We start from the raw sequence: 19,864 nt of genomic DNA, 5'->3' as shown, positions 1-19,864 counted from the left end.
TTCCTTTACTTACCCACACAGAACTTGGAGAACACTTCCTCGATCACGCTCTCGCTGGCATCCTCGCCGGTCAGTCGGCAGAGCGCCGCCAGCGCGTCGTCCACGCAGACGCTCACCGCGTCCAATCCGAAGCCGCCGTCCAGCGCCTGCATACCCTCCTGCAGGGCGTCTCGGGCAGATACCGCCGCCGCCAGCTGACGCTGACTCACCAGACAGGGGGCGCCCGGGTCCAGATTGGCCACACCCAGCAGCTCCCGCACCGCCTGCTCCAGCTCCGGCATTCCGCCACCCTGGCCCGCCGCAATGCGCAGCACCCGGAAGAATCTGCCCTCCAGAATGCCCTCATCAAACTGCTGCTCCAGATCGTTCTTGTTCACCAGCGCAATGGCCGGCCGCCCGGCGCACAGCTGCGCCAGCTCCTTATCCTCTTCGGTGGCGGGGGTGGAGCCGTCGAATACCGCCAGCACCAGCCCGGCCTCCTCCAGCTTGCGGCGGCTGCGGCGGATGCCCTCGGCCTCCACCACATCGCCGGTCTCCCGCAGGCCTGCGGTATCAAACAGGTTCACCCGCACGCCGCCCAGCATCACCGCCTGCTCCACCACGTCCCGGGTGGTTCCGGCAATGGGGGTCACGATGGCCCGGTCGAATCCGGCCAGCAGATTCATCAGGGTGCTTTTGCCCACGTTGGGGCTGCCCACAATGGCCGCGTCCACACCCTGCCGCAGCACCGCACCGCCGCCGTAGCTGCCGATCAGCCCACGCACGCCGGTGCATACCTGCTCCAGTGTACCGCGCAGCGTATTTTCTTCCAGGTCCGGCACATCCTCCTCGGGAAAATCCACCCAGGCGGCCAGATGCCCGGCCAGCGCCACCAGCTGATTTTTATATTCCTCGATCTGCCGGGCCAGTGCGCCGCTCAGCGCGCTCTCGGCCAGCGCCGCACCCTGGCGGCCTGCTGCGCCGATCAGATCCATCACCGCTTCCGCCTGGGTCAGGCTCATCCGGCCGTTCAAAAAAGCCCGCTTGGTGTATTCACCGGGCCCGGCCGGTTCCGCACCCGCCGCAATGCAGGCGGTGATCAGCTCCTGGGCGATCACCATACCGCCGTGGCAGCTCAGCTCCACCACATCCTCGCCGGTGTAGCTGCGGGGAGCCCGGAAGAAGAGGGCCACACCCTCGTCCAGCGTCTTCCCCCGGGCGATAAAATGCCCGAACATCGCAGTGTATCCCTTCGCTTCGCTCACCTTTTTCTCCGGATTCATCGGCCGGAATACCTGCCCGGTTACCCGGTAGCTTTCCGGGCCGGACAGACGCACCACTGCAATTCCGCCCGCGCCGGGCGGCGTTGCCAGCGCCACGATGGTGGTTTCCATCTTCACTCCCCCATTCTCAAAACAGCATAGTTCATTTTATTGTAGCACAAGGGCCCCGGCCAGGGCAAGGCAAGCCGGGCGCAGAGCAAAGGCCACCCGACTTCTTCCGGTCATCGGGCGGCCTTTGCTTATTATCCAATCAGTCGAATTTTAAAATATTCTCCCAATTGTTATTAAATTTTGCTTCGCTGTACTCCATCACCACGTCCCGCATAAAACGGCGGAAGCCCTGATAAACTTCTTCGCTGATCGGCTCCGGCCAGGTCATCACCACCAGCGGGTGGGGTACATCGTCTTTTTTGTAAGGAATATGCTGGTAATCGTAGGGGTTTGCACAGAAGCCGTTCCGCTCGTAAAAGCCCTTGCGGCGGATCGAAATCTCGTCCTCCGGCGGGTCAATTTCCAGCAGCACCGGCTGGCCCTTTTCCTTCAGGGCGGTCAGTACCCTGGAACCATAACCTTTGCCCCGCCCGCAGGGGAACACCGCAAAGTGCTCCACATACAGGTAGCCGTCCGCCTGCCAGTACATCACAAATCCCTGCCACTGATCCTCTTCGTAGATCAGGTCCACATGATAGCGCTCGTCCTCCATGGCCCGCTTCTGGTCCGGCAGGGTGCGGTTTTCGTATGCCGGGAAGCTGGCTTCATACAGCTCCCACAGCGCTTTAAATCGGGCATCCTGCCAACCGGTCATTCGTTCCAAACGCATTTTATCCTTCCTTTCCTGTCGGGAACAGTCTTGTGTTTCTATCCTAGCATGCGAAGTTTAAAAGTGCAACCGGCGGCTATGCCATCGCAGAATTTGTAATATTTCATCAATTATTACTTTCAGTATTTTATTCAGGCATTAAAAAACCGCGGCGCAGCTTCCCGAACAGGGCCGCACGCCGCGGTTTTTATGTATCAATCAGCTTGCGCCACGTTTACAGCTCAATCTTGCCATACAGGGCAAAGCCTTCGGCATCGTCAATCAGCTGCGTGCGCTTGGGGGCAACGGGCGCTGCACCCTCGCTGCGCTGCGCATTGGCAAACTCCCGGCCGGGCACACTGCTGCGCCGCTCGCCCTTGGGGCCGCCCTTGCGGTCACGGCCGCCGCGCTGACCGCGGCCACCACGCTGACCGCGGCCACGGCTGCGGTTCTGGGCGTTGGGGTCGGTGGAGTAGATCACCACGCGGCGATCTGCACCCTCACCCTTGGACTCACTGCGCAGACCCTCCATGGTGCTGATGGTGCTGTGAATGATGCGCCGCTCGTAGGGGTTCATGGGATCCATGGCGTAGCTGCGGCCGGTCTTGGCCACCTTAGCGCCCATACGGCGGGCCAGAGCTTCCAGATCCTTTTCCCGTTTGCCCCGGTAGCCGGCCACATCCAGGCCCAGCTTCAGGTAGTCGCCACCCAGGCGGTTTGCCGCAAGGCCCGCCAGATAGGAAAGGCTCTCCATGGTCTCGCCCCGATGGCCGATCAGAACGCCAACGTCCTCACCTTCCACCTTCACGATGTGGGCCTCGCCCTGCTTCTCCACATGGATCTCCACGTCGCCGGCGCCCATCAGGGTAAAGATCTCCTTCAGGTAGGCAACGGCGGCCGCCAGCTTTTCGTTGCTGTCAATCTCCACCTGCTCGACGGTTTCCGCCGGCTGGGGCTGGGCAGTCTTTTCCTCTTCTTCGGTGGCCTTTTCGGGGGCAGCCGGCTCTTCCTTGGGCTCAGCTGCCTGCTCGGGTTTCACCTCAGGTTCAGCCGGGGTTTCCACCTCCGGCTCCTGCACGGTGGCACGCACCTTGGCAGGAATCTTTTTGAACAACCGGTGCACCGGCATCTCCAGAATTTCGATGCTCACTTCCTCCCGGGGAAGGCCCAGCTGGGCGCAGGCGGCCTCGGTGGCCTCCTCCACGGTTTTCCCGGTAACGATCACTTCACGCATGACTCATTCCTCCTTGTTCAGCTGGCTCAGGGGCACGGTCCGCTCGTCCTTGTATTTTTCCTCATCCAGCTTGCGGGCCATTTCCAGACGCAGCCGGTTCAGTTCCGCTTCATTGACCGAACGGGTGGTTTCCTTGCCGTTCTCCACAATGGTCACCTGTTTTTTTGCCTTGCGCTCCAGCTTCTTGGCCTCGATCTCCGCCGCAATTTCCACCTTCAGTTTCTCGGGGTCATACATCTTGCGCAGGATTACGCTCTGGATAAACATAAACAGGTTAGACACAGTGTAATACAAAGAGAAGCCCACAGGTACCTGGAAGGCGAACCAGACAAACATCAGGCTGGTGATCCAGGGCATCCACTTCATGCTGCCCTGCATCTGCTGGCCGCTCATCTTCATGGTGATCACGTTCAGCATGGCCATGGTGATGATGCTCAGGATGGGGAAGATCAGCAGGGTGTTCAGCGCAAAGCCGGGCTTATCCATCAGGTTGATGCCAAAGAAGTTCACATTGAAGTTCTGCATGGCTTCAATCTGCTCGGCGGTAAAGATGTTGCCGAACACATTGGGATCCAGCTGAACCTGCTTGATGATCTCGCTCTGGGCCATGTAGTTGTTGGCCGCCATGCCCAGCTGCTCGGCCGCGGCGTTCAGCGCCTCGGCAGGCAGGTGCATGATGTACTTCAGCGGGCGGTACACCACCTCGATGATGCCGAAGATCACCAGGAAGTTGATCAGCATGGGCGCACAGCCGGCGGCAGGGTTATAGCCGTACTCCTGCTGCATGCGCATCAGCTCTTCGTTCTGCTTTTCCTTGTCCTTGGCGTACTTTTTCTGGATCTCCTGGATCATCGGCTGGTACGCAGCCATCCGGGCGGTGCTCTTCTGCTGCTTGATCTGCAGCGGGAAGGACAGCAGGCGCACGATCACTGTGAACAGGATGATGGACCAGCCGTAGTTGCCCACAAACTGGTAGATCCACTGCAGCACATAACCAAGGGGCGTGCCGAGAATGCCTAAAATTCCCATAATTCTTGTTTCCTATCCGCCCCGTTTGCGCGCCAGGGCTTTTGTAGATTTTTTCGTAGGACACGTCCCCGGCGCAAAACGGGGCGCGTCACAAGGGGCAAAATAGAAGAAAGGTGTGCAGCCCGCAGTCAATGGCCGCGGAACAGGCGGCGGTCATCGTTTTTCCATCGGCCCTTCGGGGGAACCGGATCATAACCGCCTTTGCACAGAGGATTGCAGCGCAGAATGCGCCATGCCGCCAGAATGCTTCCCTTCACCGCGCCGTGGGTGAGCAGCGCCTCCATGGCATATTCGCTGCAGGTGGGAAGAAAACGGCAATTGGTGCCCAGATGGGGCGAGATGTATTTCTTATACCACTTTATGGGTAGCACTAAAACGCGGGCGATCATCTGACCAGGCCCGCGTTTTTCAGCAGCTGTTCGGCAGCCTTCTGCACCTCGCCGCTTTTGCAGCGGGTGGTCTGGCCCCGGGCCACAAACACCAGGTCAAGCCCGCCCACATCATAGGGCAGCGTCTGGTGCAAGGCGGCACGGATAACCCGCCGTGCCCGGTTCCGGTGCACGGCGTTGCCGATTTTTTTGGTTGCAGTAATGCCAACCCGGGTGTGCCCCAGGCGGTTTTTCATCACATACAACACCAGTTTAGGATGCACAAAGGCCTTTCCCCGGGCATAGGCCCGGGCAAACTCCTTGTTGCGGGTGATCGGCCGATAGCGCATGGATCTTCCCCCGTATGGAAAAACAAGGCCACTAACAACTCAGTGGCCTTGCAAGCTTGCCCGCTTAAAGAAAGCGGGGCTTTGTTTTAACACTCAGGCAGACAGCTTGGCGCGGCCCTTGGCACGACGGGCAGCGATCACCTTGCGGCCGTTCTTGCTGGCCATTCTCTTCAGAAAGCCGTGCACACCACTGCGCTGACGCTTCTTGGGCTGAAAAGTTCTTTTCATGACGATATCCTCCAAAAGGCCCCGCAATGGGGCAGATTTTATTGATTTTCTCTGTGTAGATACACAGATGACCTTGCATCATAAAAGTATAGCGGATGATTTCCGCCTTTGTCAACACTTTCCGCAAAGTTTTTTGCTTTACAGGCTGTTTTGGCCCTGTTTGCCCTGTTTTGCCCTGTAAACGCCGCACCGGCGGGCCTTTGTGCCCCCTTTGCCCGCTGGCCGAAAAGCGTTTTTAGCCCCCTTCCAGCCCGTATTATAGCTATAGTATAATAAATAACATTGTAAAGGTCGTTTTTTTATGATATAATCAATCAGATACTAATTTTCAACAATGGAGCGTTTTTGCCTATGGATTCCTTTAACGACGTTTTAAGCGCAGCGAAGGCCTACTGCAAGGAGCGCCTGGTGGACGCCACCTACAACCTGTACATCGACGGGCTGGAGGCGGTGAGCTTCGAGGGCAGCGGCAAGGTTGTGCTGGCTGTGCGCAATGATTTTATCTGCACCATCGTGCGGGATCGCTATACGCCTCTGCTGAAGGAAGCTCTGGCCGCCGTGCTGGGCTTCGACGTGGAGGTGGAGCTCGTCGTGCCCGCAGCCGCCCCGGAAAAGCCTGCCCCGGAACCGGAAAAACCTGCTCCGGTAAGCGCACCCAGCGGCAAATACGACTTCACCTTCGAAAACTTCATCAAGGGCCCCTCCAACCAGTTCGCCTATGCGGCTGCTCAGGCCGTGGCCTCCAATCCCTCCGGGGCCTACAATCCCCTGTTCATCTACGGTCAGTCCGGCCTCGGTAAAACGCACCTGCTCAACGCCATCCAGGTGGAGATCAAGAAAAACCACCCGGACTTTAATATTGTATATGTGGACTGCGAAAAGTTCACCAACGAGATCATCACCGCCATCCGGGAGGGCAACACCGAGAGCTTCCGCCAGAAGTACCGTGCGGCAGACGTGCTTCTGGTGGACGATATCCAGTTCATTGCCGGTAAGGAAAGTACTCAGGAGGAGTTCTTCCACACCTTTAACACACTGCACAACGCCGGCAAGCAGATTGTGCTGGCCAGCGATCGCCCCGCCAAGGAGATCAAGAGCCTGGAGGAGCGGCTGCGCACCCGTTTCGAGTGGGGCCTCACCGCGGACATTCAGCCGCCGGACTTCGAGACCCGAGTAGCCATCATCCGCCGCAAGGCCGAGCTGTTCAATCTGGACATGCCGGACGACGTGGCCGAATTCATCGCAAACCATCTGAAAAACAACATCCGTCAGCTGGAAGGCGCGGTGAAAAAACTGAACGCCTACTACATGCTGGAGGGCATCCAGCCTGTGATCGGCGTGGCCCAGAACGCCATCAAGGATATTCTGAATGAAACCCAGCCGGTGCCGGTGACCATCGAGAAGATCATCGGCGAGGTTGGCCGCACCTATAACGTGACCCCCGCGGAGATCCGTGGCATGCGCCGCACCGCCAACATCTCCTCCGCCCGCCAGACCGCCATCTATGTGGTGCGCGAAATCACCGGCATGAGCATGGAGGACATCGGCAAGGAATTCGGCGGCCGGGACCACTCCACCATCGTGTACTCCCTGAAATCCATGGAGAACAATCTGAACAACGACCGCCACCTGAAGGAAACGGTGGAGGATATCATTAAAAACGTCCGCTCCTAAAGGCCATACGAGCGGGCCGCCCCTTTCGCACATCGGGTACAGCATGGCGCACCTGCCGGCTGTACCTGTTTTTGGCCGCTGCTTATCTTTCTTTTTTCATCTCTTTATAACGCTTCACCGCGCCCTGCGCCTTTTGCAAAAATTGGCTCTCTGCGCGGTTTTTCCCATACCTGCCGCGACACGTTTCGTGACTTTCTAAATTATACAAACTGCAATATTTCCTTAAAACAGTGCCCTGCGCAGGCAAAAAGTTTTTCTGTTTGTTTTCAACATTCAACAAAGGCTTTTTCACAGGGCCTGTGTAAAACTTTTCATTTTTCGCTTATCCACAATTTTTAAACAAAGCGGGCTCACCTTTCCACAGCCCACAAACCCGGTCTTCAAAAGGCTTCGCGCCGTTTTTCCACAGTTTTCACACCCCCTATTACTACGTCTACCTGAAACTATGCTATTTGAAGACCAAAATCACTTTTCCATCGCAAGAAAGGAGCATCTGCATGAACATTGTTTGCGACAAAGCCCTTCTGTCCAGTGCCATTGATGGTGTGTCGAAAGCCGTCACACTTCGATCCTCAATTCCCGCTCTGGAAGGCATCCTTCTGAAAGCGGAAGGTTTTCAGCTCACCCTTACCGGCTATGATCTGGAAATGGGCATCACCACCACCATCGAGGCCAACGTTCGCCAGGCCGGTGAAATCGTTCTGTCTGCAAAGCTGCTGGGAGACATGGTTCGCCGCCTGCCCAGCGGTGAGGTAAGCATCTATACCAATGAATCCGGCAATGCCACCATTAAGGGCGGCGTGGCGGAATTCGACATCTTAGCCATGAGCGCATCCGATTATCCGGATCTTCCCACCCCCGGTGCAGACCATACGCTAACCATCAAGGCCGGTATGCTGCGGGGCATGATCGAAAAAACTCTTTACGCCGTAAGCCAGGACGACAAAAAACCTGCTCATACCGGCGAGCTGTTCGCCATTGAAGAAGACAAGCTGACCGTCGTTGCACTGGACGGTTACCGGCTGGCCATTGTGGAGCGTCCGGTTCAGGCGGAAAAGCACATCCGCATCATCATTCCCGCCAAAACGCTCACCGAGGTGAACAAGCTGCTGGGTGATGACGAGGACGACGTGCGCATCTCCGCCAACCGTCGCTTTGTGGTCTTCAATTCCGGGAACTATACCATTCTCTCCCGCCTGATCGAGGGCGAATTCCTCAATTATGCCAATGTGATCCCGAACGGCTGCAAGACCCGGGTGGTTCTGGAGACCAGAGATTTCATCGATACCATCGAGCGCGCCAGCCTGATCATCACCGAGCGGCTGAAAAACCCGCTGCGCATCCTCTTCGATGCTTCCGGCAAGGTGACCGTGCGCTGCCAGACCAACCTGGGCAAGGTTGTGGACGAATTTTCCGCCCAGGTGGAAGGCGATCCGGTGGAGATCGGCTTCAACAACCGCTATCTGCTGGATGCCCTGCGCAACGCCCGCTGCGAAAAAGTGGTACTGGAGCTGAGCGGCCCGCTGAGTCCGGTGAAAATTCTGCCTGAGGAAGGCGAAGATTTCATCTATCTGGTATTGCCGGTACGCTTTAAAAATGACTGATCTGGACAATTGTTGCCTGCCGGATGAGACTGTGCATATCCGGATGTATAAATAAACGGTCTCGAAACAGCGTACGCTGCCAAGCCGGCAGGGTGTTTGAGGACTGCTGGCAAAACCGGGTCCCCAACGCATCCTCCGCTTCTGTGCGTATTCAAGCGGTTTTCGCTTCGATAAGGATTTTTCCCTTGAACAGGTCAAAAAACGTTTTTAGACCTGTTTGCCGGGCGCTGAAGCCTGAAAACAGGCAATGAGGCAAAAAACTCACACATTCAACCCAAAATGCAAAGGAACTGATACGATGGAACGAATTCTGATCCATACGGAATTTATCAAACTGGACGCGCTGCTCAAGCTGGCAGGTATGGTGGAAACCGGCGGTGAGGCCAAGGTGCTGATCCAAGCCGGCCAGGTGCTGGTGAACGGCGAGGTATGTGAAATGCGGGGCAAAAAGCTGCGACCGGGCGATACCGTAACGCTGGAAGGCCGCACTGTAACCGTGGCCGACGGACAGTAAGCCCATGCGGCTGAAGGAGCTTTCGCTACAGAATTACCGGAATATCCGGCAGGCGGATTTCACTCCATGCCCGGAGCTTACGGTGATCTGCGGCAAAAACGGTCAGGGCAAGACCAATCTGCTGGAGGCAGTGTGGCTGCTCACCGGCGGCAAGAGCTTCCGGGGTGCAAAGGACGCGGAGCTGATTGCCCGGGATCAGCCGTTTTCGGTGCTGCAGGCCCAAACCGAGACCAGTGACGGGCAGGAAAACCAGATTTATCTGACCATCGGCGGGCGGGATACTCCCCGCCCGGGCCGGACGGCCAAACGCAACGGGGTGGATCTGGGCCGCGCCTCGGCACTGGCGGGCAGCTTTACGGCGGTGGTGTTCGAGCCGGGCAATCTGAGCCTGGTGAAGGGCAGCCCGGAGGGACGGCGGCGCTTTCTGGATGCGGCGCTGTGCCAGTTGTATCCGGGATATCTGGCAGCATGGCGGCGGTATGCCCGTCTGCTGACCCAGAAAAACGCCCTGCTCAAGCATTATGACCGCACACCGGGCGCCGCCCAGATGCTGGACGTGTTCGACGAGGAGCTGGCCCGCTACGGGCAGGAGCTTACGCTGCGCCGAATGGAGTATATGAAGCGGCTGCGGCCGCTGGTTACCGCCAATTACCGGGATATTTCCCAGGGCAGCGAGGAGCTGGAGCTGGTGTATCAGCCCAGCTTCGATGAAAAAGGCCTTTTGGAAACCCTGCGGGAAAGCCGGAAAGCTGATCTGAAGGCGGGCTTTTCCACGGCAGGCCCGCACCGGGAGGATTTCTCGGTGCTGATGGACGGTCAGCCGGCAAAGCTGTTTGCCAGCCAGGGCCAGCAGCGGAGTGCGGTGTTGAGTTTGAAGCTGGCAGAGGCCAGCTGCGCGCAGGAGATCACCGGGGAGCACCCGGTGATGCTGCTGGACGACGTGCTCAGCGAGCTGGACGCCACCCGGCAGGAATACCTGCTCACCCGGATGCGCCAGAAGCAGACCATCGTGACGGCCTGCGATTCCAGCCTGTTCCACAAAACCGAGGGCGAATTGTTCCGGATGGAGGGCGGCGTGCTGGAAAAGCTATAAAAAACACCTCTTTTGCATCCGGCCGGGAAAATATCGGCTGCTCTTCCCTGCTTCGCAGGCTTATCGAAAAAGCAGACAGAAAAGAATCTGCCGCGGCCTGATTGAGGCTGCCGGGCCCAGATTCGAAAGAACATGACTCTGTGCCGAAGATCGGGGCAACAGGACGGTCAGCGGCCCTTGCTGAGAAGAATCGGGTGCGAAAGGATAAACGAATCGGTACAAACCACCGGTCGGGTAGGTAAAAAATGTATTTGCATTTAGGGCAGGACTATGTGGTCCATACAAGGGATATCATCGGGATTTTTGATATTGAAACCACCTCGATCTCCAAGAATACGCGGGCATTTTTGCGGCACGCGGAAACTGAGGGCGCGGTGGTTACCCTGAGCGACGAGCTTCCCAAGAGCTTCGTGGTAACGGACTTCCCGGACGAAACGGTATTTATCAGCCCCATCTCGTCCAAAACACTGGAAAAACGCTGCGGTCGGCTGGATCAGCTGGGCAGTGTGTGACGGGGCATTTTTCACACAAAAGGAACGAGCGCGCACGGCGCGCACCGGGCGGCTGAAACCCGCCCAGAAACAACAGGAGGCAAAACAATGGCAGAAGAATTGAACAAGCAGCCGCAGGAGGGCGCCGACCAGTACGACGGCAGCCAGATCCAGGTGCTGGAAGGGCTGGAAGCGGTGCGCAAACGGCCGGGCATGTACATCGGCTCCACCGGCCCCAAGGGCCTGCACCATCTGGTCTACGAGATCGTGGACAACGCCATCGACGAGGCGCTGGCGGGCTTCTGCGACCACATCGAAGTCACCATCAAGAAGGGCGACGTGATAGAAGTCACCGATAACGGCCGCGGTATTCCCGTGGATATCCAGCCCAAGCTGGGCATCCCCGCCGTGACCGTTGTTCTCACCGTGCTGCACGCCGGCGGCAAGTTCGGCGGCGAAAATTCCGGCTATAAGGTGGCCGGCGGCCTGCACGGCGTGGGCTCCAGCGTGGTAAACGCCCTGAGTGAGTGGCTGGAGGTCATCGTCCGCAAGGATGGCTATGAATACTACCAGCGGTTCCAGCGGGGCGTGCCGGATGCACCCCTGAAAAAGCTGGGCCCCGCCGCCTCCACCGGCACCACCGTGCGCTTCAAGGCGGATCCGGTGATGTTCACCGAAACCACCGTCTATGATTACGAGACTCTGCTGATCCGCCTGCGGGAGGAGGCCTTCCTGAACGCGGGCGTCCGCATCACCTTCACCGACGAACGGGGCGACGAGGTGGTGCGCGAAAGCATGCACTACGAGGGCGGCATTGCCAGCTTCGTGGAATATCTGCAGAAGAAGCGGGACAATACCGTGCTGCATCCCCAGGTCATCCACCTGAAGGGCCAGAAGGACGACATTATCGCCGAGGTGGCCATGCAGTACAACGACAGCTTTAACGAGCTGATTCTGTCCTTTGCCAACAACGTGAACACTCCGGACGGCGGTACCCATGAGGAAGGCTTTAAAAATGCCCTCACCCGCGTGATCAATGATTTCGGCCGGGAAAAGGGCTATCTGAAGGACAAGGACGACAACCTGACCGGCAACGACGTGCGCGAGGGCCTGACCTGCGTGATCAGCGTCAAGCTCACCGAGGCCCAGTTCGAGGGCCAGACCAAGGCCAAGCTGGGCAACACCGAGGTGCGCAGCCTGGTTTCCGGCATGGTCTACGATAAGCTGAAGGAATTTCTGGAAGAGAACCCCGGCGTGGCCAAGGCCATCTACGAGAAGGCCACTCAGGCCGCCCGCGCCCGGGAAGCTGCCCGAAAAGCCCGGGATCTGGTTCGCCGCAAGAGTGCGCTGGAAACCAGCCGTATGCCCGGCAAGCTGGCCGACTGCCGGGAAAAGGACCCCTCCAAGACTGAAATCTTCATCGTCGAGGGTGATTCCGCCGGCGGCAGCGCCAAGATGGGCCGCGACTCCAACATTCAGGCCATCCTGCCGCTGTGGGGCAAGATGCTGAACGTGGAAAAGGCCCGCCTGGACAAGGTCTACGGCAACGAAAAGCTCATGCCCGTGGTCACCGCGCTGGGCTGCGGCATCGGCGAGGAATTCGATATCGAGAAGCTGCGCTACCACAAGGTCTTTATCATGGCCGATGCGGACGTGGACGGCAGCCATATCTGCACCCTGATGCTCACCTTCTTCTTCCGGTTCATGCGCCCGCTGATTGAGGGCGGCTATGTGTACATCGCACAGCCTCCCCTGTTCAAGCTGACCAAGGGCAAGGACGTGCGCTATGCCTACAACGAGCCGGAAATGACCCAGATGAGCGCCGAGATGGGCCAGGGCGTGAAAATCAACCGCTATAAGGGCCTTGGTGAGATGAACCCCGAGCAGCTGTGGGAAACCACCATGAATCCGGACAACCGGGTCATCGTGCAGATCTCCATCGAGGACGCGGAAAAGGCCGACGAGGCCTTCACCATCCTGATGGGCGACAAGGTGGAGCCGCGCCGCCAGTTCATCGAAAAGAACGCGGAATACGCCAATCTGGATGTGTAATGGAAAGGAAACGGAAACTATGATCGAAAACAGCGTAACCCCGGGCACGCATCTCATCGTCCGGGACGTAAAAGACGAGATCGAACGGGCCTTTCTGGACTATTCCATGTCCGTTATCGTATCCCGTGCTCTGCCGGATGTGCGCGACGGCCTGAAGCCGGTGCACCGCCGCATCCTTTACACCATGTACGAGCGCGGCAACGACCCCAGCCACCCCTACCGCAAGAGTGCGGATACCGTGGGCGCCGTGCTGGGTTCTTACCACCCCCACGGTGACGCGTCGGTTTATGACGCCATGGTTCGTCTGGCGCAGGATTTCTCCATGCGCTATCCTCTGGTGGATGGCCAGGGTAACTTCGGTAGCGTGGACGGCGACCCCCCGGCTGCCTACCGTTACACCGAGGCCCGCATGAGCAAGATGGCGGTGGATCTGCTCACCGACATCGAGAAGGATACCGTGGACTTCGGCCTGAACTTCGACGAGACCAAAAAGGAGCCCACCGTGCTGCCCAGCCGGTTCCCCAACCTGCTGGTAAACGGTTCCACCGGCATCGCCGTGGGTATGGCCACCAACATCCCGCCCCATAACCTGACCGAGGTCATCGAGGGCGCGGTGGCCCTGATCGACGATCCGGACATCGACCTGGCCGGCCTGATGGAGCACATCAAGGGCCCCGACTTCCCCACCGGCGGCATCATCATGGGCCGCAGCGGCATCCGTGCCGCCTACGCCACCGGCCGCGGCAAGATCACCCTGCGCGGCCGCGCCGAGATCGAGGAGAAGAAGAACGGCCGGTTCCAGATCATCGTCACCGAGATCCCCTACATGGTCAACAAGGCCCGCCTGATCGAGAACATCGCGGATCTGGTGAAGGAAAAGCGCATCGAGGGCATCAGCGATCTGAACGACGAGTCCAACCGCCACGGCATGCGGATCGTCATCGAGCTGAAAAAGGACGCGAACCCTCAGGTGGTGCTGAACCAGCTGTACCGCTATACCCAGCTGCAGGACACCGTGGGCGTGCATCTGCTGGCACTGGACGGCGGCGTGCCCAAGACCATGACCCTGAAAACCATGCTGGAGCGCTATGTGGCGTTCCAGGCGCAGGTCGTGCGCCGGCGCACCGCCTTTGATCTGAAGAAGGCTGAGGAGCGCGCCCACATTCTGGAAGGTCTGAAGCGTGCCACCGACATCGTGGACGAGATCATCGCCACCATCCGCGCCTGCAAGGGCGGCCAGGCCGAGGCCCGCGCCGCCATCATGGAGCAGTTCGGCTTTGATGAAGTGCAGGCTGCCGCCATCTGCGCCTTCCGTCTGGGCCAGTTGGCCGGTCTGGAAATTCTGAAGATCGAGAGCGAGCTGGCCGAGCTGCAGGGTCATATCACCGAGTGGCGCGCCATTCTGGCCAGCGACGAAAAGGTCTATGCCATTGTAAAAGAGGAGCTGACCGCCCTCAAGGAGAAGTATGGCGACGACCGCCGCACCGAGATCGCCCATGTGTCCGGCGAGGTGGACATCGAGGATCTGATCCCGGTGGAGCAGTGCGTGTTTACCCTCACCCACGAGGGCTACATCAAGCGCCAGCCTCAGGACACCTATCAGGTGCAGAAGCGCGGCGGCCGCGGTATTTCCGGCCTGTCCCACAAGGACGAGGACTTTGTGGAGGAGCTGTTCATCGGTTCCACCCACGACTTCGTGCTTTTCGTCACCGATCAGGGCCGCGTTTACCGGCTGAAGGGCTACCAGATCTACGAGGGCAGCCGCACCTCCCGCGGCACCAACATCGTGAACCTGCTGCCCTTGCAGAACGGCGAAAAGGTCACCAGCATGCTGCGTATGCCCGCCGAAAATGCCGAGGGCTATCTGGTCATGGTCACCCGTCAGGGCGTCATCAAGCGTACCCCCATCGAGGCCTACGCCAACATCCGCAAGAGCGGCCTGCTGGCGGTGAGCATGTACGAGGGCGACAGCCTGGCCTGGACCCAGATCACCACCGGTGAGGATGAGCTGATCGTGGCCACCCACGACGGCCTGGCCATCCGCTTCAACGAGCAGGACGCCCGCAGCATGGGCCGACTGGGCCATGGCGTGCGCGCTATCCGGCTGGCCGAGGGCGACTACGTGGTGGGCGTTGGCGTGGTACATCCCGGCGCCACTGTGTTCACCGTGACCGAGAACGGCAAGGGCCGCCGCAGCCGCATCGATGACTACCGCCTGCAGAGCCGCGGCGGTAAGGGCATCCGCAACTACGGCAAGGGCGAGGTTGCCGGCATCAAGGTGCTGGAGGAAGAGGACGATATCATCCTCATCAGCCAGGAGGGCATCATCATCCGCATGCACGCGGCGGACATCAACATCCAGAGCCGCTACGGCAGCGGTGTGCGCGTGATGCGTCTGGGCGAGGGCGACCGGGTGGTCACCGTGGCCCGCACCGAGCATTCCGACGACGCCGAGGTGGAAAAGCCGGAGAACGAGCCGGAGGAAGCCCTGAGCGAGGAGGAGCTGGCCGCTCTGGCCGCTGAGGAAGCCGCTCAGGCGGAGGAACCTGCCGAAGCGGACGACGAGGAAGAATAAGCCCTTCCCTTTTGCTTGAATAAAATTTGATAAAAACACCCGTTTGCTGTTCAAAAGCAGACGGGTGTTTTTTGCAGAAAATGCCGGAACAAGAAAAGAACATGTTCCACATGGAACACTGTTCCCTTGAAAAACAATTAAAAAATATCGAAAAACGATAAAAAAGACTTGAAAATCAATAAAACCTGTGGTAGAGTGGTAGCAACAAAACAGCCCCGGCTGTTCGCCGGGCGAAATGGAGGAAACGGGATATGAAACAGCAAAACGACGCCGTGGGCAGTCTGGCCATCTCCCAGCTGCTGGTGAAGGTCTTTCTGGGTGTGCTGGTGGGCGTGGATGTGGCGGCCTACTGGCTGGTGGAATGGTTCTTGAGCTGGACCCGCTACCGGCTGACGGCTGATCTGCCCTGGCAGGCGCTGTTCCTGCTCACCCTTTACGCGGCCAGCATCCCGGCCTATTTTGCCCTGTACCGGCTGTACCGGCTGCTGGCCAATCTGGACAAGGGGCAGGTGTTTGTGGAGCAGAATGTCACCTGTCTTGCCGTGCTCAGCCGCTGCTGCTGGGTGGTGGCGGCCATCTGTCTGGCCAGCGCCCTCTATTATCTGCCCTATCTGCTGGTGATGGTGGCGGCAGCCTTTATGGCGTTGATTCTGCGCATTGTGCAGAACGTGTTCCGGCAGGCCTGCGAAATGAAGGACGAACTGGACCTGACGGTGTGAGGAGGCGAAGAAAGCAATGCCGATTGTGATCAATCTGGATGTGATGATGGCCAGGCGCAAGATCAGCGCGGGCGAGCTGGCCGAGCGGGTGGGCATCACCCCGGCCAACCTGTCCATCCTGAAAAACAACAAGGCCAAGGCGGTGCGGTTCTCCACGCTGGAGGCGCTGTGCAAGGCGCTGGACTGCCAGCCGGCGGACCTGCTGGAATATGTGCCGGAGGACGGCACGCAGTAACAAACACGATCACCGAGCAAAGGAGGAGCTTTATGCAGCATCCGGAATGGTGGAATTTGATGAGTATTTTCCTGGGATTGGCAGCACTGGTGCTTCCGCCGCTGGGCGGCGCACTGCTGGCCCGCAAAGGCAGGCGCTGGCACTGGTGCATCGCGGTCAGCCTGGCCGCCTGCGCGATCAGCCTTTACGGCTGGATTGCCTATACCCGATATCTGGTGGAGATTCAGAATTTCAGCGCCCTGCTGGATACCCAGCCCGCCGGGCAGATGGTTTCAGGGGCGCTGCTGCTGGCGGTGCTTCTGGTGAACGGCGTCACGGCGGCAATTCTGGAAACCCGCCCCGAGGCATCCAATGCCCCCAAACGGCCGGAGCTCTGAGCCCGGCGAAAACAAGAAACGAAACAGGAGGGATGATCCATGGAAGAACGGACCCGTCCGGAGGGCGCAGTGATGCCGGAACCCGGCACGGTGAACGGCCAGACCACCGACCGCCCCGTGGGCGTGCAGCCCGTATACACAGCGAAACCGGTCCAGCCCTTCCGGGCAAGCCGGCTGCAGCTGGGCGCGGCGGTTTACAGCTATCTGCTGGGCTGGTTTTATTTCTGCGGCCTTGTGCTGGGAGCGCCGCTGATGCCCTTTTCCAACTGGCACGCGGGCGGAATGAACCCGGCCACGCTGGGGGTGTTCTGTGTGCTGTTTTTTGGCGGGGCGGAATTCTTCCTGCGCCGGGCGGGCCGTAAGGCCCCGGCGGAGAGCTGGTGGTGGCTGGGCTTTGCCGCCCTGCTGCTGGCGAACCTTCTGATTCTGCGCCCTCTGCTTTATGGCGCGGGATATTGGCATGATTATGAATATGGCTACTACGGCTGGCAGGTTCTGGCGCTTCATCTGGGGGCCATGTACTGGCTGGTCTGCCGGGCGGGCCTGCTCATTGGCGGCGGACGCACCGGCTGCTTTGCCCCGCTGGACGCGGTTCTCTGCCTGCTGGGCCGCCCCTTCTTCTGGTTCTTTTTGCGCATTCGGGTAATGTGGTACGGATGCCGGCGTGTCTGGGAAAAGCTGCGGGCGGCGCGGCAGCACAAAAAGCGGGATTTATTGGGCGCGGGGCTTGCGCTCTGCCTGCTGGTTCCCCTCTTTGTGCTGGCGCTCATGCTGCTGGCCGGAGCGGACGCGGGCTTTGCCTCTCTGCTGGAACGCTTTGCCAAGCTGCTCACGGTGCCGGAATGGGTGGCGGGCCGCCTGCTGATGTTTGTAGGCTCGCTGCCGGTGGGGGCCTATCTTTATGGGGCGCTGGGCAGCGTGCTGCGCCAGAAGCCGGACCCGGAACGGCAGAGCCGCTGGCTGGCGGCGCTGGACAAGCAGCGCTGCCTGCCCCAAAATGCCATGACCCTGGGGCTGCTTGCCTTCTGCGGGCTGTATCTGCTTTTCTTCGCAGTGCAGGCGGGCTATCTGTTCGGGGCCTTCTTTGGTCACCTGCCCGAAGGGTTCACCGCTGCGGAATACGCACGGCGGGGCTTCTTTGAGCTGTGCGCGGTGGCTGTGCTCAACTTCGGGCTGCTGCTGGCCGTTACTGCCCTGTGTAAGGGCAGGCCGGAGGGCAATCCCCTGCTGCGGGGCCTGACCGCCGCCCTGATGGCGGCGAACCTGCTGTTTGTGCTGGTGGGAGCTTCCAAGATGGGGCTGTATGTGACCCGCTTCGGGTTTACCGAAAAGCGCATCCTTTCCAGCTGGTTCATGCTGGTGCTGGCGGTGGTCAGCGTGCTGGCGCTGCTGGCGGTATTCCGCCGGCTGGACTGGATTCGTCTGGGCACCTTTGCGGCGGCAGGGCTGTTCCTGGCGCTGTGCCTGTGCCAGCACCAGCGCCTTGCCTACCGGGCGAATCTGGCGATGTATCAAAACGGCGTGATCACCCAGCTGGATCCCTGGACCCTGCATCTGCAGTCCGCCGGGATAAGCGAGTATGACCTGGCCGACGATCTGATCCGGGCAGGCTGGGGCGTGGGCGAAACGCCGGAGGATGTGATGCGTGCGGTGAAAGGCTATTCCGGCGACAATGCGCTGCACTATGGCCGGGACGGCGAGGGCAACCGACAGCTGTGGTTTTACCTTTACGACAAGGCGGAGGAGAATTCAGGCAGCCTGACCATGACGCTGGACGAAAACGGTGAAGCGGTTACCGCGCTGGAGCTGAATAAGAGATGAAACATCAGACGATCTCCCGAATGGAATTATCCGTCCGGGAGGTCGTTTTGTGTCTGTGCGATCAAAATCTTTTGACCGGATGGGGGCCAGGCAGGTATAATCAAAAGCGTACGATGGCTGAAGTCGGCCGGCAGGCGAAGAAAGTAGCCGCATGAAAAGTATAAAATTTAAAAAAATTACGAATTGTATTTTGAACGAGCGATAAATTCAGAAAATCGAAGGAGGGAGACGTTTGCCCGCATCCAAATCCTCATTTTCCCGGGCGCATGGGGCTGCGCTGGCCGGAACGCTGGCACTGTTTGCCTTTGCAATTTTGCTGTTCCATTCGCTGGCAGGGGGAACACTGCTGGCCCAGAATCCCTATGACAGTTACCTGCTTCAGGCGAAAAACTGGCTGCAGGGCAGCATGGCCATCCAGAATGGAGAACAATACCCATGGTTGGAACTTGCGATATTTAACAATCAGTATTATCTTTCCTTTCCACCGGTTCCCTCTGTTCTGGCATTGCCCTGGGCACTGTGGGGCGGTGCGGTGACCTCCAATCTGATTGCTGCCTGTTATGGGCTGGCTGTGGCGGCAGGTGTGTATCTGATGTTCTGGCAGGGAGGAAAAACACCGGAAACCTGTGCGTTTTTTGCCCTTTTTGTGAGCCTTGGCAGCAATACCTTCTGGCTGAGTACCAGCGGCGGAGTTTGGATGCTGGCCCAGCTGCTTGCGCTTGCCTTTTGCGTCTGGGGCTGTTTTTTCTGGTTGGCCGGGCGGGAGATTCCCGCCTTCTTTCTGCTGGCACTGGCGGTGGGCTGCAGGCCCTTTTCTGCTTTGCTGGCGGTACTTCTGTTTCTGCGGCCGCTGTGGGGAGCGGTGCGGCAGGGCCGGTGGAAGCATCTGGCGGCAGTGAGCGTACTGCCCGTACTGGTGGCACTGGCTCTGGGCTGGTACAACTGGGCGCGCTTCGGAAACCCTCTGGAATTCGGCCACAATTATCTGCCGGAATTCATGCGGGAGGAAAACGGCCAGTTCAGTCTGGCCTACTTCTGGCCCAACCTGAAAAATCTGCTGCGTCCGGTGCTGCTGACCAAAGCGCTGGATCTTTCCTTCCCGGTGTTCAACGGCTTTCTTCCCTTTGTGGCAAATCCGCTGCTGCTGCTCTGGCTGCTGGCGCTGTTTGCCCGCCTGCGCAAAAAACAGCTGGAATGGGCGGACGGGATTCTGGTGGCCTGTTATCTCGCCACGGTGGTGGTGCTGTGCCTGCACCGCACGCTGGGCGGCTGGCAGTTCGGCGCCCGGTATCTGGTGGATCCCTTCCCCTTCTGCCTTTTATTTTTTGCCCGCCGTCACTTTGAGGCAGGCCCTGCTGCCCGGGGGCTTTTGCTGGCGGCAATCCTGTTTAATTTCTATGGCGCGGTGTATATGCTGAACGCATAAACCGTGCGGCAAG

At 59.2% G+C, this 19,864-nt stretch carries 19 protein-coding genes; 12 read left to right on the top strand and 7 right to left on the bottom strand.

Annotated elements, in window-relative coordinates:
* Nucleotides 1–5: 5 nt before the first annotated feature.
* The 7 genes from mnmE to rpmH all read right to left on the bottom strand — a co-directional run bounded on the left by mnmE (nt 6) and on the right by rpmH (nt 5,270).
* Nucleotides 6–1,373 (bottom strand): tRNA uridine-5-carboxymethylaminomethyl(34) synthesis GTPase MnmE, encoded by a 1,368-nt coding sequence (mnmE, locus tag EDD77_RS14335; protein ID WP_058963440.1) that lies wholly within the window; start codon nt 1,371–1,373, stop codon nt 6–8.
* Nucleotides 1,374–1,512: 139 nt separating this feature from the next.
* Nucleotides 1,513–2,082 carry a GNAT family N-acetyltransferase gene (locus tag EDD77_RS14330; protein WP_077138501.1) on the bottom strand — a complete coding sequence of 190 codons (570 nt, stop codon included), beginning with the start codon at nt 2,080–2,082 and terminating at the stop codon, nt 1,513–1,515.
* 214 nt (nt 2,083–2,296) lie between these two features.
* Nucleotides 2,297–3,295, bottom strand: a complete 999-nt coding sequence (gene jag / locus EDD77_RS14325) for an RNA-binding cell elongation regulator Jag/EloR (RefSeq protein WP_058963438.1) — start codon at nt 3,293–3,295, stop codon at nt 2,297–2,299.
* Nucleotides 3,296–3,298: 3 nt separating this feature from the next.
* Entirely contained in the window at nt 3,299–4,324 is a 1,026-nt protein-coding gene (locus EDD77_RS14320) for a YidC/Oxa1 family membrane protein insertase (protein ID WP_058963437.1), read from the bottom strand.
* Nucleotides 4,325–4,452: 128 nt separating this feature from the next.
* Complete coding sequence (yidD, locus tag EDD77_RS14315) at nt 4,453–4,713, bottom strand: membrane protein insertion efficiency factor YidD (RefSeq protein ID WP_058963436.1); 261 nt, start codon at nt 4,711–4,713, stop codon at nt 4,453–4,455.
* Complete coding sequence (gene rnpA, locus EDD77_RS14310) at nt 4,710–5,042, bottom strand: ribonuclease P protein component (RefSeq protein ID WP_058963435.1); 333 nt, start codon at nt 5,040–5,042, stop codon at nt 4,710–4,712. Before rnpA ends, yidD begins: the two co-directional genes overlap by 4 nt.
* A gap of 93 nt (nt 5,043–5,135) precedes the next feature.
* Nucleotides 5,136–5,270 carry a 50S ribosomal protein L34 gene (gene rpmH / locus EDD77_RS14305; RefSeq protein WP_058963434.1) on the bottom strand — a complete coding sequence of 45 codons (135 nt, stop codon included), beginning with the start codon at nt 5,268–5,270 and terminating at the stop codon, nt 5,136–5,138.
* Nucleotides 5,271–5,621: 351 nt separating this feature from the next.
* On the opposite strand from rpmH, the gene dnaA reads away from it, so the two are divergent.
* From dnaA to EDD77_RS14245, 12 genes are all read left to right on the top strand, one after another.
* Nucleotides 5,622–6,944, top strand: coding sequence for a chromosomal replication initiator protein DnaA (gene dnaA / locus EDD77_RS14300; RefSeq protein ID WP_058963433.1), 1,323 nt, complete (start codon nt 5,622–5,624; stop codon nt 6,942–6,944).
* Between the two features lie 497 nt (nt 6,945–7,441).
* On the top strand, nt 7,442–8,548 hold the full coding sequence (gene dnaN / locus EDD77_RS14295) for a DNA polymerase III subunit beta (protein ID WP_058963432.1): 1,107 nt from the start codon (nt 7,442–7,444) through the stop codon (nt 8,546–8,548).
* 298 nt (nt 8,549–8,846) lie between these two features.
* Complete coding sequence (locus tag EDD77_RS14290) at nt 8,847–9,062, top strand: RNA-binding S4 domain-containing protein (protein ID WP_058963431.1); 216 nt, start codon at nt 8,847–8,849, stop codon at nt 9,060–9,062.
* 4 nt (nt 9,063–9,066) lie between these two features.
* Nucleotides 9,067–10,155, top strand: a complete 1,089-nt coding sequence (gene recF, locus EDD77_RS14285; RefSeq protein ID WP_058963430.1) for a DNA replication/repair protein RecF — start codon at nt 9,067–9,069, stop codon at nt 10,153–10,155.
* Nucleotides 10,156–10,400: 245 nt separating this feature from the next.
* Nucleotides 10,401–10,667: an extracellular matrix regulator RemB gene (gene remB / locus EDD77_RS14280; protein WP_058963429.1), complete on the top strand. Its 267-nt coding sequence runs from the start codon at nt 10,401–10,403 to the stop codon at nt 10,665–10,667.
* Between the two features lie 87 nt (nt 10,668–10,754).
* Nucleotides 10,755–12,698, top strand: coding sequence for a DNA topoisomerase (ATP-hydrolyzing) subunit B (gene gyrB, locus EDD77_RS14275; RefSeq protein WP_058963428.1), 1,944 nt, complete (start codon nt 10,755–10,757; stop codon nt 12,696–12,698).
* 19 nt (nt 12,699–12,717) lie between these two features.
* Complete coding sequence (gyrA, locus tag EDD77_RS14270; protein ID WP_058963427.1) at nt 12,718–15,273, top strand: DNA gyrase subunit A; 2,556 nt, start codon at nt 12,718–12,720, stop codon at nt 15,271–15,273.
* A gap of 251 nt (nt 15,274–15,524) precedes the next feature.
* Nucleotides 15,525–15,992 carry a DUF2975 domain-containing protein gene (locus tag EDD77_RS14265; protein ID WP_058963426.1) on the top strand — a complete coding sequence of 156 codons (468 nt, stop codon included), beginning with the start codon at nt 15,525–15,527 and terminating at the stop codon, nt 15,990–15,992.
* A gap of 16 nt (nt 15,993–16,008) precedes the next feature.
* Complete coding sequence (locus tag EDD77_RS14260) at nt 16,009–16,227, top strand: helix-turn-helix domain-containing protein (protein ID WP_058963425.1); 219 nt, start codon at nt 16,009–16,011, stop codon at nt 16,225–16,227.
* A 32-nt stretch (nt 16,228–16,259) separates the two neighbouring features.
* The gene (locus tag EDD77_RS14255; protein ID WP_058963424.1) at nt 16,260–16,604 is read left to right on the top strand and encodes a hypothetical protein; all 345 of its coding nucleotides are present in this window, start codon (nt 16,260–16,262) and stop codon (nt 16,602–16,604) included.
* 39 nt (nt 16,605–16,643) lie between these two features.
* Nucleotides 16,644–18,425 carry a DUF4153 domain-containing protein gene (locus EDD77_RS14250; RefSeq protein ID WP_058963423.1) on the top strand — a complete coding sequence of 594 codons (1,782 nt, stop codon included), beginning with the start codon at nt 16,644–16,646 and terminating at the stop codon, nt 18,423–18,425.
* 232 nt (nt 18,426–18,657) lie between these two features.
* Nucleotides 18,658–19,851 carry a hypothetical protein gene (locus tag EDD77_RS14245; RefSeq protein WP_058963422.1) on the top strand — a complete coding sequence of 398 codons (1,194 nt, stop codon included), beginning with the start codon at nt 18,658–18,660 and terminating at the stop codon, nt 19,849–19,851.
* The last annotated feature ends 13 nt before the right edge of the window (nt 19,852–19,864 follow it).

The organism is Allofournierella massiliensis (assembly GCF_004345265.1).
In the GTDB taxonomy this organism is placed as follows: domain Bacteria; phylum Bacillota; class Clostridia; order Oscillospirales; family Ruminococcaceae; genus Allofournierella; species Allofournierella massiliensis.
This window is presented reverse-complemented; position numbering and strand designations above follow the sequence as displayed.